The organism is Clostridium ljungdahlii, assembly GCF_001636845.1.
GTDB lineage: Bacteria > Bacillota > Clostridia > Clostridiales > Clostridiaceae > Clostridium_B > Clostridium_B ljungdahlii_A.
This window is the reverse complement of record NZ_LITT01000014.1, coordinates 20,153-35,581: the sequence shown is the minus strand read 5'-3', so window position 1 is coordinate 35,581 and position 15,429 is coordinate 20,153. Positions and strand designations below refer to the sequence as shown.

The following is a 15,429-nucleotide window of genomic DNA, read 5'->3' as shown; positions in this document are numbered from 1 at the left end:
AATGACATTAATATAGAAAAGTACACGTTTTCATAAAAAAAACACACTTAAGTTAAGACTAAATAATATAAAATTAATAACTAAGAAGTGGTGAATAAAATAAAAAGGAGGAGTTAAGTTTTTGAAATATGCCATTTTATTTGGGAGGTACATTTTGCAATCGTTTACTATTATTAAGGAGTTTTAAAACTTGTAAGCTATGCTGTATATCTGCTTTTATATTGTTTAATCTGATAATACAAGTATAAATTTGAAAAGGAGTTGATCAAATAGTGGCAAAAACAATAAATTTGTATGAAAAAAGCGGTGATAATCCTGGTTTTTATAAACTTCCAACCAAAGAAGTAGTGGGATATTCCCTTGTAGATGGTGGAATGAATTTAGTTTTTCAGTCAATTTTAATGTTTCTCACATTCTACTATACCGATGTTTATGGATTAACTGCTGCAGAAGTTTCTGTTATGTTTCTTATTTCTAGAGGATGGGATATGATATGGGATCCTACCATGGGTATTATTGCAGAAAGAATGAATCCAAAGCATGGTAAGTACAAAAGTTATCTTATTTATGGAGCTATTCCCTTTGCACTTGCAGGTATTTTGACTTTTACAGTACCTAATTTGGGACATACAGGCAAATTGATATGGGCATATGTTACATACAATTTGCTGCTGACGTTATATACTTTCATCATCAATCCGTATGTATCTTGTACAACTGTTATGACAGCAGATCCTATGGAGAGAACTAGGCTAAATTCCATAAGGATGATGTTTGCTCAGTCAGGTGGTGTAATAGTTGCTCTGTTTATTCCTATTTTATCACAGGTTTTCGGTAGAGGTAATGCAGCAAAAGGTTACCAGATGACTATTATTTTACTTTCTATTATTTGTGCGTCCATATTGCTTTATAGTTATACTACTTTGCATGAGCGTATCAGAGTAAAATCTCATTTAGATCCAGTTACTTTTAAAGGATTTATTAATCAGATTACACATAATGAACCAGGTATCATATTATTTTTACTGTTTGTAGGCGTTTATGCATTCTCGTCTATACAATCAGCTTCAGGAATTTATTATATGACTTATAACGTAAATAGAAAAGATCTAGTTGCTTTATTTTCTATGTTAAATGTTTTACCTTCAGTTGTGGCAGTTCCTTTTGTGCCTACGCTTTTTAGACATATCAAAAAGAAAAAAACTGTTGCACTTGGTTTGAGTTTAGGTGCCCTTGGATCAGCAGCTTTATATATCATTCCGGTTTCACAAATTACAGTAATGATGATAGCCAAATCAGTAGCTGCATTTGGCTATGGTATACTTATGGGCAGTTTGTGGTCAATTATTCCAGATGCAGTTGAGTATGCTGAGTACAATACTGGCAAAAGACATGCCGCAGTTGTGTACTCACTTATTACTCTTGGATTAAAGGTTTCATTAGCAGTAGGGGGAGTTATACCTACATTGATATTAGCTAATGTTGGATATATTCCTAATGTACCTCAAACTGCAAAATCTTTGAATGGAATTTTAGTTATGACATCTATTTTGCCAGCTGTTGTCTGTGTAGTTACATTGATCATATTCATGGTATTCTATAATTTAACAGAAGAAAGAGTAGCTGATATAATGGCTGAATTAAATATAAGACATAAAAATGATAAAGAAAATTGTTTGGTTGAGTTAGTAGAGGAAATCCCTGACCAATCAACAAAATTATAAATATAGGAAGGCGTTATTATGGAAAAAAAGCTTAGTGATTTTTCAATGAATGCATTTTCACTTAAAGGTAAGGTAGCTGTGGTTACAGGTGCAAATCAAGGCCTTGGTATGGCTTATGCTGTTGCTTTTGCAAAAGCAGGTGCTGATCTTTTTATACCTCACTTTACTGATGATGTATCTGAAATTAAGAGTCTTATAGAGGAAACTGGTCAGAAGGTTAAGTTCTTGCAAGGAGATTTAACGAAAAAGGATTATATTGAGCAGGTTGTCAATACTTGCTTGAAAGAATATGGGAAAATTGACATCCTGGTGAATAATGCAGGTGGAAGTACGTTTGCGGAATTTTTAGAGTATCCAGATTCAGCATGGCAGAAGCTTATCGATATTGATTTAAACTCTGTGTACTATCTCAGCCACAGGGTAGTTAAAGAAATGGTTAAACAAAATTCCGGTAAGATTATAAATATTGGTTCAGCATTATCCTTTACTGCGGATAAAAAATGTCCGCCATATACAGCAAGTAAACATGCTATTCTTGGTTTGACAAAGGTATTTGCAAACGAGGTTGGCCAGTATAATATTCAAACCAATGCTATTTGCCCTGGCTTCCTGGCAACTGATGTTAACAAGGATTTACGTGCTGATAAAAATTTTTACAATAAAATTACAAATAGAATTCCAAGTGGCCGCTGGGGTGAACTCAATGATTTAATGGGAACTGCCGTATTTTTAGCAAGTAGTGCATCGGATTATATTAATGGATGGTATATAAGTGTTGATGGTGGATTCCAGACAACATTATAAAATAAGGAGGCGTTAATTTATGAAGACTATTGCTTGTGTTAAGGTGGGAAGTTTAAAAGATCCTGATGTTAATAAGAGGGGACGTGTTCAGGTTATAGATATGCCTGAACAGGAAATGGGAGATGAGGATGTCAAAATAAAGGTTGCTTATTGTTCAATATGTGGTTCTGATCCGCATTTAATAGAAGGAATTTTTGGTCTTGAGCCTCCCTTTGGAATAGGACATGAGATTTCAGGTACTATTGTGGAAATTGGTAAAAAAGCTACTAAAAAGGGACTAAAAGTAGGAGACAGGGTCGCAGGAAACTTTTTAAAATTTTGTGGTACATGTTATTATTGCCGAAATGGTCAGGAGCAGTTCTGTGAATATCAGGATAATAAGCCTGGTATGTCTGAATATGTAGTATGGCATGAATCTCAGGTCTTTAAAGTTCCAGATGATGTGAGTTTAGAAGAAGCATGCCTGTTAGAGCCTGTGTCAATTGCAGTTAGAATTGTGGACAAAACAAATATGAAGATTGGCCAAAGAGTTGCCATTTCAGGAGGAGGACCTATAGGATTATTATCACTTCAAGCAATGAAAATGTTTGGAGCTACATCATTGACACTTATAGAACCTATCAAGGAAAGACAGGAACTTGCCAAAGAATTTGGTGCTGATTATGTTATCAATCCTTTGCAACAGGATGTATGTGTAGAATCTAATAAAATAACTAATGGATTGGGTTTTGACCTGGTAATAGAGGCTTCGGGATCACCTAATGCTGCACCGGCAGCCACCGAAATAGCTGCAAAAGGAGGAACTGTTCTTTATATTGCAATGTTTCCAAAAAACTATGATATGCCGCTAAATCTATATGACAAATTGTATAGCAAGGAATTGACTATTTCTAGTATAAATGTAGCTCCATATGCATTTCCACGTGCTGCGCAAATTATGCCTAGAATGAATTTGAAACCTTTTATACAGAAAATCTTCACTATTGATCAGGCAGAAGAAGCTTTTGCTGCTCAAATTAGTGGAAAATATCCTAAAATACTTATTAAATGTAATGATTTTTAACAATTTTTATAAATGAAAAAAGGAGATGCCTATTATGTATTGTAATGTTGATATGGAACAAGTTAAACAATTAGAAGATAAGGCAGTAGAGATTCGAAAAAAGTTATGCTCATTTATCTATGAAATAGGTATGGGTCACCTTGGAGGGGAATTGTCTATTGTTGATATGGCTGTTGCCCTCTATTACAAGTACATGAACTATGATCCTAAAAATCCTAAATGGGAAAAAAGAGACAGATTGATTTTAAGTAAAGGCCATTGTGGAGAGACATTGTATACTATATTTTCAGATTTGGGTATGTATACAATGGAATATATGATAGAACATTTTGAAACCTTAGATACTGCTAAATTTGGTATGCATCCTAATAGAAAATATGTTCCTGCTATTGAAGCATCAACAGGCTCTTTGGGGCATGGATTATCCATAGCTACTGGTTTAGCATTAGGTGCTAGAATGTCAAAGGCCTACTGGAGAACCTTCTGTATCATAGGAGATGGTGAAATTGAAGAAGGCTCAAATTGGGAAGCCTTTATGGCAGCAGGACACTATAAGCTTGGCAATCTTGTAGCAATTGTTGATAAAAATCGTCTACAGATGACAGGTTTCACAAGAAATGTAATGAATATTGATCCTTTAGGAGATAAAATAAAAGCTTTTGGATGGGATGTTATGGAGATTCAAGGTAATGACATGTATGAAGTTTGTAGTGCCCTGCAATCTCTTCCACCAGCAGATCCAGAAACTAGAAGAAAGCCAATATGTATTATTTCAAATACCACTAAGGGCTGTGGTGTTTCATTTATGGAAAATAATGCAGTATGGCATGGCGGCGGAATTGCTAAAGAGCAGTTGGACGAGGCACTAAAATCAATAGAAAATAATAGAAAGGTGAGATAAATTATGGCAGTTGAAACAACTTTCGATTTTGATCAGATGTTATCATCCGCAAGAGAAGCTTATGGGGTCGAATTAATGAAAATGGCAGATGAAGGATTAGAATTTGCATTTACTTATTCTGATAATGTTGCACCGTCAACATCTACTGGAAAGTTTATAAAAAAATATCCTGAACGTTGTTTTAATATTGGCATTGCAGAAGCCAACCAAGTTGGTATATCTGCGGGATTAGCTCTTTCTGGCAAAATTGTATTTTCACAAGTATTTGGACCATTTCTTCCTCTGAGGGCAGCAGATCAGATACACACAGATATTGCTTATAATGATGTGCCTGTAAGATTGATTGGAACTCACTCTGGAGTTACATCTGGAGGAGGTCCTACCCACAATGTTATTGCTGATTTGTCATTTTATAGAGCAATACCAAACTTAACAATTTGTGTTCCAGCAGATGCAGGGCAGTGTAGGAAAGTGGTAAGAGAATCAATGACTTATAAAGGACCTATGATTATCCGTATTGCAAGAGGTGCTGAGCCAGATGTATATAAAGATAATAATTATGAATTTAAAATTGGTAAAGCTATTACTGTAAAGGAAGGTAATGATTTGACTTTAATTGGGACGGGCAACAGCGTGTATTGGTCTCTTATGGCAGCAAAGGAGCTTGCAGAAACAGGTGTAAATGCTAGAGTTATAGATATGCATACTATTAAACCATTTGATGTTGATATAGTTTTAGAATCTGCAAGGGAAACAGGTTTTGTTGTAACCGTTGAAGATCAGAGTATTAATGGTGGCCTTGGTGGTGCAGTAGCTGAGGTTATAGCAGAAGCGGGTATACATTGCAAGTTTAAGAGAATTGGGCTACCTGATGAGTTCAGTGTTATTGGCCCTGATACTGAGATCTACAAATATTATGGACTGGATTCACATAGTATTGCTGAAACAGTAAAAAAGATGCTTGCTGCTGCTACTGGTAAGTAAGAAACAATATATGAAGCGTAGTTCAAATTAAGGTTAGTGTAAAATTTATACTACTAATTTGAACTATGCCTTTTAAGAAATAGTCTTCATTGAAATATATACAGCATAGAGACTAAATTAGTCAAATTTAAAGGGTTTGTATAAATGGAAAAGTAAACTAAATAATTTTTTAAAAGTTTAATGTTAATAGAAGGGGTGAAGAAAATTGGAAAAAATGAAACAGGTATGGTTTACAGATAAAAATAAGGTAGAAGTTCGTAATGTGGAAATCCCAAAAGTAGCTGAGAATCAGGTAAAGGTGAAAATTGCATATGCTGCTCTTTGTGCAACAGATGTGCATATGGTAACCATGGGAGTATTAGGCGCAAAGCCGCCAATGCATCTTGGTCATGAAGCATCTGGTATCATTGAAGAGTTAGGTGAGGGAGCTGATAAGTTTGGATTTAAAATTGGTGATAAGGTTTCTCTTTTTCCAGTAACAAGTTGTGGAAATTGTCCAGCCTGCAAAAAAGGACAGCCACAGTATTGTTATAATTCTCAAGACACAGGTGCTTTTGCAGAATATGTGGTGACTGATGTCAGTGCTGTTTTTAAGATTCCGGATGATGCTGATTTACAATGGTATAGTTTAGTAGAACCAGCAAATTGTACTGTCCGTGCTATGGATTTAGCGCAAATAAAGCATGGTGATACAGTTGCAATCTCAGGCGTAGGAGGTATTGGTTCTATTCTTTTAAACATGATTTTACTTACAGGCGGTGCAAAGGTAACTGCTATTGATCCTGTAGAATCCAAACGTCAAATTGCACTTAACATGGGAGCACAGTATGTGATTGACCCATTTAATGAAGATATGGAAAAGCGTGCAATGGAAATTACAGATGGTAATGGCTTCGATTACGTATTTGAGGCATCAGGTTCTCCTAAAGCGGCAGAACCAGCGCTAAAAATTATGGGCAAATGTGGTACAGTAGTTTACTTTGCAGTATTTCCCCCTAAATATGAAATGCCACTGAATCTCTATGAACTATATATGAAGGAAGGTAGGATTCAAACAGTATTTACTACAACTTCAATTATGCCTCGTACCATCAATCTTATTCCAAGATTACAGCTTGATAAGGTTATTGGCAAGGTAATGCCACTGAGTGATGCAGTGAAAGGGTTTGAACTGTTTAATAAATCAATTTACCCTAAGATTTTATTTGATTGCTCTAAATAATACAGAAATATGTGAAGAAAAGTATTTCAATAGAACATGGGTATGCATTTGCAGCTACAGTTAATAAAGGTATATAAAATGATTTTGAGCTATGCCAGAAACTAAAATAAAAAGGGCAGCAGTTATGATCAAGCCTAAAGTTCTATAAAAAAAGGAGAGATTTTCAAAATGTCTGTTACTGATAAGATGAATTCTGAAAACATTAAGCTTTCTAAGTTCCAAAAAATAGGTTATGCTTCTGGCGACGTTGCAAATAATTTTAGTTGGTCATTGGTTTCTACCTATTTGATGTATTTTTGGACAGATGTTGCACTTATACCTGCTATACTTTGTGGTACTTTTATGCTGGTTTCAAAGTTATGTGATGCAGTGTTTGATCCTATTTTAGGTGCAATAGCTGATAGAACTAAATCAAAATGGGGCTGCTACAGACCATGGATTCTATTCGCATGTGTTCCTATGTTATTGTTAAATATTATATGCTTTACCGTATTACCTTCGCAATCTGCATACACAAGAGCATTTTATTGTTTTGCGTGTTACTTACTGTTAGTACTTGTTTATTCATGTGTAAATGTTCCTTATTCTGCAATGCCAGCAACTTTAACCCGAGATGGAGATACACGATCTAGTCTTTCTAGTTATCGTATGACTGGTGCATTTATTGCAACATTGCTTCTCTCACAGCTTGTACTACGCGTGGTTCAATGGGTTGGCGGAGGAAATGAAGGAAAAGGGTTTTTTTGGGCGGCAGTCATTTTCTCATGTATAGCATTACCATTATATATTTTCTGTTTTAAAACAACTAAAGAGGTTGTAGAGGTAAAGGTAGAAAAGGTAAGTTGGAAAGACGAAATTAAGATGTTAAAGGGCAATACCCCTGTAATGATTTTAGTGGTTTCATTTGTCTGTTGGGGCTTTTATGAGGCAGCAGGTGGCGCAGTAAGAATGTATTATTTTAAATATTATGTAGGCAACGATAAATTATTTATGCTCAATTCTGGATTAATGTTCTTAGGACGTGTTATAGGAACATTTTCATTAGCATATCTAGTAGCTAAAGTAAATAATAAGAGAACACTTCCAATGATTAGCTTTACTTTTTCTGGTATTCTTATGATTATCATGAACTACTTGCCAGTACACACTGCTGTGGGACTTAATCTATATCATGGACTTACTTTTTTGACAGGTATTGGAGGAGGTCTTGGTGTGGCTTCTCTGTTTGGTATGGTACCAGATACAACAGAATATACCCAATACAAGTATCATCAACATGCAGCTGGTTTTTTATCTGCATACATTAACTTTGCATTTAAATTAGGTATGGCAATCTGTACGGCAGTTATCGGCTGGGTGCTAGGAGCTTTGGGGTATGCAGCGAATCAGGTTCAGAGCATAAAGGTTATGACAGCAATAAATGTTAGTATGAATTTAGTTTGTGGCATTGCGTTACTAGGAGCAGGTATCATATTGTATTTCTATACTATAGATAAGAAAACACACCTACACATGATTGAAGAAATAAACAAGGCACAATAATATACATTAAAATAAAGAGATATAATGATGTTTCTGCAGATACAGAACAATGTATAAAGGCTGTAAGAACATGCTCTATAGGCTCATCAAAATAAGGACATGTGAATTATACACAAGGCTATTAAAAGTTATATTAAGCAGGTGAAATATATGAAAATAGGAATTTTAACAAGTGGAGGAGATGCTCCAGGAATGAATGCTGCTATTAGAGCAGTAGTAAAATCTGCAAATTATAATAGCATAGAAGTTTTTGGCATAAAATACGGATATAAGGGCTTGATAGAAGAAGATATAATAAAATTAGATAATTTAGATATAGATGGTATTGCAGAAAAAGGAGGAACTATACTAAAAACGGCTAGATGCCTAGAATTTATGGATGAGGGTGGAAGAAAAAAAGCTCTAAAGACATTAAAAAAATTTGAAATAGATAGTGTGGTTGTAGTTGGAGGAGATGGATCTTTTCAAGGGGCAGAAGAACTTAGCAAACTAGGAATAAAGGTTATAGCATTACCAGGAACTATAGATAATGATTTGGCTTATACAGACTATTGTATAGGGTTTGATACAACTTTAAATACAGTCTTAGAATGTATAGGTAAAATAAGAGATACAGATTCTTCCCATGAAAAAACTACTATTGTAGAGGTAATGGGAAGGTATTGTGGTGATTTAGCGTTATATTCAGCTTTAGCTGGAGGAGGAGAAATAATATCTACTCCTGAAAAAAAATTAGATTTTAATACTATATGTAATAAATTGAGTAAAAACATAAGCAAAGGTAAAAATGATAACGTGATAATAATAACTGAAAGAATGTATGATATAGAAGAACTTCAAAATTATATAGAAAAAAGACTAAAAATTAGTATAAGAAACACTGTTTTAGGGTTTATACAAAGAGGGGGAAATCCGTCTGCTTTTGATAGAGTATTAGCGAGTAAAATGGGAGTTAAAGCTGTAGAACTATTGATGAAAGGTTTTACAGGAAGGGCTGTTGGAATTAAGGATAACAAAATAATAGATGTAGATTTCAGCAAGGTAAATAGCAAAAATACTGATAAACAAAAGGAATATGATTTATTAAAGTTGCTCCTATAGATCTCCACACTATGAGTTTAAAAATAGCAGTTAAATATAAAGTATCACGTAGAGCTGATATGCATTTAAAAGAAAATTAGAGGCACATTGAGAAAGTACTGCCTCTAAATTCTTTAAGAAAGTGATCGTATTTTCTTACTTTTTAAACGTAGTAATTTAACTATCGCCAGCTATTTATTTGCTTTATATACATTGATCTTGAAAAGCAAAAGTAAATTGTCTGAAGTAGAAAATAAATTCCTACTATAATCATTAAATAAAGGCTAAGGCTTGTTTGTAATATGTTGCTTAAGGCATTTATTGCAAAACTAGTATGAATAAAGGATACTGCAAAAGGGAGAAAGAACATTATAAAGCATTGTGTACTTACTATTTTTTTTATTTCATCTAGAGACATTCCCATTTTTTTAAGAGCTGTAAATTCATGCTTATCATTTTGAATTTCATTAAATAGCTTAAAATATATTATGCTGCAGGTTGCTATAAAGAACAATACTGAAATAAAGGTTCCTATGAAGAAAAATGTGGACATAACTTCCATCATATTAGAAAAGCTTAATACTCTTTCAGAAAGACTGATTTTCATTTCTTTTGGAACTTCGCTTTTTATCTTTGATACTGAGTTTACTGCTCTAAATCCATTTTTTATAGTATAACCATAATAAACTTGAAGATTATCATCCTTAATATCAGCTTTAAGTTTGTTAAACTCATCATCGCTTACTACTGCAGTATTAGAGTTCTTGCTATCCTTATTAATTATTCCACCATTTATTTCATTTTTAAGCTTTAAGTTTATGGAAGTGCTTTGGGTATTTAATTTTAAATAATTTTTATCAGCAAATAATTCCTTATCCTTAGTTGCAATTACATTATGATAGTGAACAATTACTTCACTATTATTTAATTTAATAGGTGGTTTCTTTTGCTCACTTGATAAAGTGTTATAATCAGTATTGGACATAATATAGAAATCTTTTTTATTGATGAGTTCTTCAAAATTTGAGTGCTTATTTGAAGATAAATCATTGTTAGTTGCTTTTATAAGGATAATTTTATTTTTATATTTTATTTCATTTCCATAGGATTTAAAAACTTTTTCTACTTCTTTAGGTGATATTACATTGTGTGTATTTAATCCATTTTCAATAAAACTTATGTCTTGTGGGTAGTCTATTACAGTTTGTTTTTGTACAGTTTTTTGAAATGAGTATACACTTGCAGAAGCTGTCAAAGTTACAGCTGAAAGTATTGAAACAGCAAATAGTATTTTTGTATTGTCACTAAGTTTATATATTATTTGAGACAGTGTTATCATGTTGATGCCTTTATAAAAGATTTTATTATTATTTTTAAGTTTACTTGTAACATATATGCTGAATTGAGAGTATAACATATAGGTACCAGTTACTACTACAATTAAAATAGGAAACATAGTGAGTACAATAGCCTGACCTGAAAAAACTGCTAAAATATATCCAAAGCCAATCAATATTATAGATAAAATTGCTTTTTTACTAGAAAATTTAGGCACTGGCTTTGCAACCCGTGAGCCTTTTAAAAGCTCTATTATATTGTTGCTTTTTATCTTATAGCTTGATCTAAAACAGGTTATTTGAAACAATGCTAAAAAGCAAATTGAGGTTAATACTACAGCTTTAATTGATATAGTAAAGGGTATTTCAGCATTCAAAATCAAAATAGCTGAAATTGCCATAAAAAATAATTTAGAAAAAAGGATACCAAAGACGACTCCTGTTGTTATTGAAAATAAAGAAACAATAATGTTTTCAAACATAACATAATTTCTTACCTGGCTTCTTGTCAGTCCAAACATTGATAAAAGTCCAAATTCTTTTTCTCTTGATTTTAAAAAACTTGATATGGAATAGTTAGTAAATACAACTGTGAATATGAGTATTACAAACTCACAAAGATAAACTGTTTCTGTCATAATTGATCCAGCTTGCCCCATGTTTTTTAAACTGGAAGCTTTAGGACTTAAAAGAAAGTTTGCAAATATGAAAAATACCATTACTACAAAGGTATTACTTAAATAGTACATTATAAATTTATTTAAATTTCCTTTTATATTTTTAATAGCAATGTTATGCAATGTCATTGTAATGACCTCCTATTAAAGTAAGTGAATCCATGATTTCCTTGAAGAAAGCTTGACGATTACCTCCTTTTACAATTTCTAAAAAGAACCTTCCATCCTTAATCATTATTATTCTTTTACAAAAGCTAGCTGCAAAAGGATCATGAGTAACCATCATTATAGTTGCTTTTCTTTCATTGTTTAAGTTAGTCAAAGATTCCATAACGTCTTGAGAAGCTTTAGAATCAAGATTTCCAGTAGGTTCATCTGCAAGTATTATAGATGGATTGTGAATTAGTGCTCTAGCACAAGCGGCTCTTTGCTGCTGACCACCTGAAGTTTCATAGGGTCTTTTATCTAAAATCTTTTTTATATTTAAAAGTGAAGCAATATCATCTACTTTTTTTTCTATTTCATGAGTACTTGTTTTATTGAGTACTAATGGAAGTATTATATTTTCCTTTATTGATAAGGAATCTAGTAAATTGAAATCTTGAAATATGAATCCAAGCTCCTTTCTTCTAAATAGTGCAGCTTTCTTTTCGTCAAGTTTTTCTGGATTAACTCCATTTATAAAAAGCTCTCCTGAAGTTGGAGTATCTATTGTTGCAAGAATATTTAAAAGGGTACTCTTACCACTTCCAGAAGGACCCATAACACCTACAAATTCTCCTTCATCTATGCTAATATTAAATTTATCAAGGGCTTTTACCTGTAAGCTTCCTCTTTTATCACTATAAATTTTACTTATATTTTCAGCCTTTAATACTGACATGTTATCATTCCTTTCATCTCATAATATTCTCATTCTTTTAGATGAGAAATATCTTGAACTTTATGTATATATTATAAAAAAATTAGAGAAATCAATGTATCGATTTCTCTTTCAAATACAATTTTAATCTTACAATATTGAAAGATTAAAATTTAAACAAGTTTTTACCCTTGAAAAATACAATAGAAAAGGTGGAACCTTTGCCTTCTTCTGATTCTACAAGAATTTCATGACCAAGTTTATCACATATTTTCTTTGCAAGGTACATTCCCATACCTGTGGATTCATCACTTTTTCTTCCATTTTTACCTGTAAAGAAAGCATTAAATACTCTACTTAGATCTTCTTTTGGTATACCTATTCCTTCATCACTTATGGATAATATAATTTTTGAATTTTCAGCTTTCATTTTAAAGGTAATGTACTTGTTGTCTTGAATTTTCAGCTTTGAATATTTTATAGCATTTACAGCTATTTGATTTATAACAAAGTAAATCCATTTTTTATCTGTTTCTACTGTTATAGATGTATTGTCTGTAAGCTTAGGAAATATGTGATTTCTTATGAGAGACTTTTTATTGTCATTAATAACTTTTCTAACAATAGATACTATATTTAAACTTTCAACATTAAAATCGAAATTGAATTCATTGAGTCTTGCATTGTAAAGGATCATATCAAGACCATGAGATAACTTTTCATTTTCTTCTAATATACTGTCAAATACAGCTCTATTTTCTTCATTTATTTCATCTTGAAGTATCAGATTCATAACAGATACAGGAGTTTTCATTTGATGTACCCACTTATTTATGAAATTTATGTATTCTTTATGTGTTTCTTCAAATTTTATAGTTTTGTTATTGTAGATTTTATAAGTTTTAAGCAGGAGCTTTTTAAACATTTCCTGCTCATGAGTGCTGCAATTACCTATATTAAGTATGTTATCTAAATCTTCCTTTGCATTTAACATTACATTTAGCTGATTATAAAAATGTCTATTTTTTAAGTAATCATATATTAAAAATAGTATAAAAAAGATTATTGAAATTAACCAGGCGTAAAGTATGTTATTATTCATAAGTTCAATTTTGTTTATGATTAAAGTAAGATACATTACAAGTATAACTGCAGCAGTAGCTAAAAAATAAATTACTGCAAAAGGTATCTTATCTTTAAGAAAGTCTTTGAAATTCATTTATTCCACCTGCTTTGTTTTACCAATTAGGGACTATTTTATAACCTTGCCCACGCTTGGTTTCAATAACTTTAGTAATTCCAAGTTCTTCAAGTCTTTTCCTCACTCGGGTCATATTAACGGATAATGTATTGTCATCAACAAAGTCAATATCATTCCATAAAACTTCCAGTAATGTTTCTCTTGAGACAATTTTATTTGCATTTTTAATTAGAGAGTATAAAAGTTGAAATTCTTTTTTGCTAAGTTCTATTTTTTTACTTTGGTATTCTACTACGTTTTGATTTAAATACAAAAAAAGTCCATTTGATTCAAATACTTCACTGCTGCTGTTTTCTGAGTAACTTCCATAAACTCTTCTTATAACTCCCTTTATTTTTGCCATGAGTACATCATAGGAAAAAGGCTTGGTTATATAATCATCTCCTCCATTTTCAATGGCCATAACTTGATCCATATCAGAATTTCTAGCTGAAAGAAATATTATAGGAACATTAGATATTGTTCTTATATCTCTGCACCAGTAAAAGCCATCATATAAGGGTAAGTTAATGTCCATGAGAACAAGATGGGGGTTATTTTTAATAAATTCAGTTTTTATATCACAAAAATCATTTACACAGCAAGTTTGATATCCATACTTTTTAAGATGATTTCTTATAAGACTATTTAATTTTTTATCATCTTCAATTAACATTATATTGTACATTCAATACACCTCTTAAAAGTAATGTTGCTTATTTCCATTTTATCATAATATAATATAATTAATAATTCATTTTTTACTGAAACAAAATAGAAGAATTAAGAAAGGATGCTTAAATAATGATAGAACAAAAAAATAAGTATAAGGTTATTTTTATAACATTAGTTTCTGCAGTACTTTTTTGCTCGCTAATAGTTATAAGTTCTCTTTCGCCGCTTGCTAATTCTGGGCCACATGCTAATAAATTCAATTCTTTTGGTATGTGGTTATCTGTGGGTATTGTTTTATTATTGTATATATTACCTTTAATCATTTATATATTAGGAATAAGAGCAGTGAGATTTGTAATGGCATTTGTTCTTGCCATTGGAGTATTATCAGATTTTTCATTAATGACAGTCGTCTTTATGTCTAGTTTATTTGCTAAAAATTCATTATATACACTAATAGGAGTTATTTGTATTGCATCGTTAATTGTAAATGCTATTTGGTTTTTAGTAGTATTTCGTTCATCATAAAAGTAAGGATAAATATGATTATACGAGGAAGGATAATTTTATGATAATTAATTCAGTAGCAAATTGCATATCGCTTTTAAGAGTATTTCTTGAAATTATGATGTTATTTGTAAAGCCTTTGAGTGGACCATTTTTTATAATTTTTCTTGCTTGTCAAATTACTGATGTTCTTGATGGATATATAGCAAGAAAAACGCATACCGTTAGTAAACTAGGCGATAACCTTGATTCTATTGGGGATTTTATAATGATATTGGTATTAATAATTGTACTGTATCCAGTTATTAAACTGACAATTAGAATTATCATCTGGGTTTTCATTATAGCAATGATTAAAATAATATCAATGATAATAATATTTATAAAGTATAAAACTTTTGAGATGCTCCATACTTATGGAAATAAATTTACAGGAGTTATACTGTTTGCATTTATAATATCACTTGCCTTTGTGCAATCAAATATGATTATGTATATAGTTTGTACTATTGCAAGCATTTCTGCTATTGAGGAATTATTGATTAATTTGTTTTCAAGTGAATTACAAATAAATAGAAAAAGTTTATTTATCAAGTGATTCTTAGGTTCAGATGGAGTTTGCTTTATAAGGATGACTTTCATCCAGCTGAACCTTATTAACAGTATTCTTAGTGTCTTTAGCACTTAGAATACGTTATCCTTTAGGGGAAGAACTTATCCAGGCGCGTAGCAGTGCTTATCCCCAACTTTGATAGAAAAGCAGATATCCCAAATCTTTGATTTGGTGATAGTCGCTTTCGCTGTGTGCGAT

The 15,429-nt window shown here is 31.9% G+C and carries 14 protein-coding genes; 10 read left to right on the top strand and 4 right to left on the bottom strand.

Going from position 1 to position 15,429, the window contains the following annotated elements:
• Window positions 1-272: 272 nt before the first annotated feature.
• The 8 genes from WY13_RS08220 (at window position 273) to pfkA (ending at window position 9,341) form a co-directional block, all read left to right on the top strand.
• A complete protein-coding gene (locus tag WY13_RS08220) occupies window positions 273-1,724 on the top strand; it encodes an MFS transporter (protein ID WP_242866387.1) in 1,452 nt (483 codons plus the stop codon).
• Window positions 1,725-1,742: 18 nt separating this feature from the next.
• The gene (locus WY13_RS08215; RefSeq protein WP_063555213.1) at window positions 1,743-2,528 is read left to right on the top strand and encodes an SDR family oxidoreductase; all 786 of its coding nucleotides are present in this window, start codon (window positions 1,743-1,745) and stop codon (window positions 2,526-2,528) included.
• Between the two features lie 19 nt (window positions 2,529-2,547).
• Window positions 2,548-3,591, top strand: a complete 1,044-nt coding sequence (locus WY13_RS08210; protein ID WP_063555212.1) for a zinc-dependent alcohol dehydrogenase — start codon at window positions 2,548-2,550, stop codon at window positions 3,589-3,591.
• 34 nt (window positions 3,592-3,625) lie between these two features.
• Entirely contained in the window at window positions 3,626-4,492 is an 867-nt protein-coding gene (locus WY13_RS08205) for a transketolase (RefSeq protein WP_063555211.1), read from the top strand.
• A 3-nt stretch (window positions 4,493-4,495) separates the two neighbouring features.
• The gene (locus WY13_RS08200) at window positions 4,496-5,476 is read left to right on the top strand and encodes a transketolase family protein (RefSeq protein WP_063555210.1); all 981 of its coding nucleotides are present in this window, start codon (window positions 4,496-4,498) and stop codon (window positions 5,474-5,476) included.
• A gap of 214 nt (window positions 5,477-5,690) precedes the next feature.
• The gene (locus WY13_RS08195; RefSeq protein ID WP_063555235.1) at window positions 5,691-6,698 is read left to right on the top strand and encodes a zinc-dependent alcohol dehydrogenase; all 1,008 of its coding nucleotides are present in this window, start codon (window positions 5,691-5,693) and stop codon (window positions 6,696-6,698) included.
• A gap of 168 nt (window positions 6,699-6,866) precedes the next feature.
• On the top strand, window positions 6,867-8,240 hold the full coding sequence (locus tag WY13_RS08190) for an MFS transporter (RefSeq protein WP_063555209.1): 1,374 nt from the start codon (window positions 6,867-6,869) through the stop codon (window positions 8,238-8,240).
• 150 nt (window positions 8,241-8,390) lie between these two features.
• On the top strand, window positions 8,391-9,341 hold the full coding sequence (gene pfkA / locus WY13_RS08185) for a 6-phosphofructokinase (RefSeq protein WP_063555208.1): 951 nt from the start codon (window positions 8,391-8,393) through the stop codon (window positions 9,339-9,341).
• 160 nt (window positions 9,342-9,501) lie between these two features.
• On the opposite strand, the gene WY13_RS08180 is transcribed toward pfkA, so the two are convergent.
• The 4 genes from WY13_RS08180 to WY13_RS08165 all read right to left on the bottom strand — a co-directional run bounded on the left by WY13_RS08180 (window position 9,502) and on the right by WY13_RS08165 (window position 14,124).
• Window positions 9,502-11,463 (bottom strand): FtsX-like permease family protein, encoded by a 1,962-nt coding sequence (locus WY13_RS08180; RefSeq protein ID WP_063555207.1) that lies wholly within the window; start codon window positions 11,461-11,463, stop codon window positions 9,502-9,504.
• Window positions 11,450-12,217, bottom strand: a complete 768-nt coding sequence (locus WY13_RS08175; RefSeq protein WP_063555206.1) for an ABC transporter ATP-binding protein — start codon at window positions 12,215-12,217, stop codon at window positions 11,450-11,452. The genes WY13_RS08180 and WY13_RS08175 overlap by 14 nt, the downstream gene beginning before the upstream one ends.
• A gap of 145 nt (window positions 12,218-12,362) precedes the next feature.
• On the bottom strand, window positions 12,363-13,415 hold the full coding sequence (locus WY13_RS08170; RefSeq protein WP_063555205.1) for a sensor histidine kinase: 1,053 nt from the start codon (window positions 13,413-13,415) through the stop codon (window positions 12,363-12,365).
• Window positions 13,416-13,434: 19 nt separating this feature from the next.
• Window positions 13,435-14,124: a response regulator transcription factor gene (locus tag WY13_RS08165; protein ID WP_063555204.1), complete on the bottom strand. Its 690-nt coding sequence runs from the start codon at window positions 14,122-14,124 to the stop codon at window positions 13,435-13,437.
• 116 nt (window positions 14,125-14,240) lie between these two features.
• Here WY13_RS08165 and WY13_RS08160 point away from each other — a divergent pair, with 116 nt between their 5' ends.
• Both WY13_RS08160 and WY13_RS08155 read left to right on the top strand, forming a co-directional pair.
• Window positions 14,241-14,639 carry a DUF5391 family protein gene (locus tag WY13_RS08160; RefSeq protein WP_063555203.1) on the top strand — a complete coding sequence of 133 codons (399 nt, stop codon included), beginning with the start codon at window positions 14,241-14,243 and terminating at the stop codon, window positions 14,637-14,639.
• Window positions 14,640-14,679: 40 nt separating this feature from the next.
• Window positions 14,680-15,216 carry a CDP-alcohol phosphatidyltransferase family protein gene (locus tag WY13_RS08155; RefSeq protein WP_063555202.1) on the top strand — a complete coding sequence of 179 codons (537 nt, stop codon included), beginning with the start codon at window positions 14,680-14,682 and terminating at the stop codon, window positions 15,214-15,216.
• The last annotated feature ends 213 nt before the right edge of the window (window positions 15,217-15,429 follow it).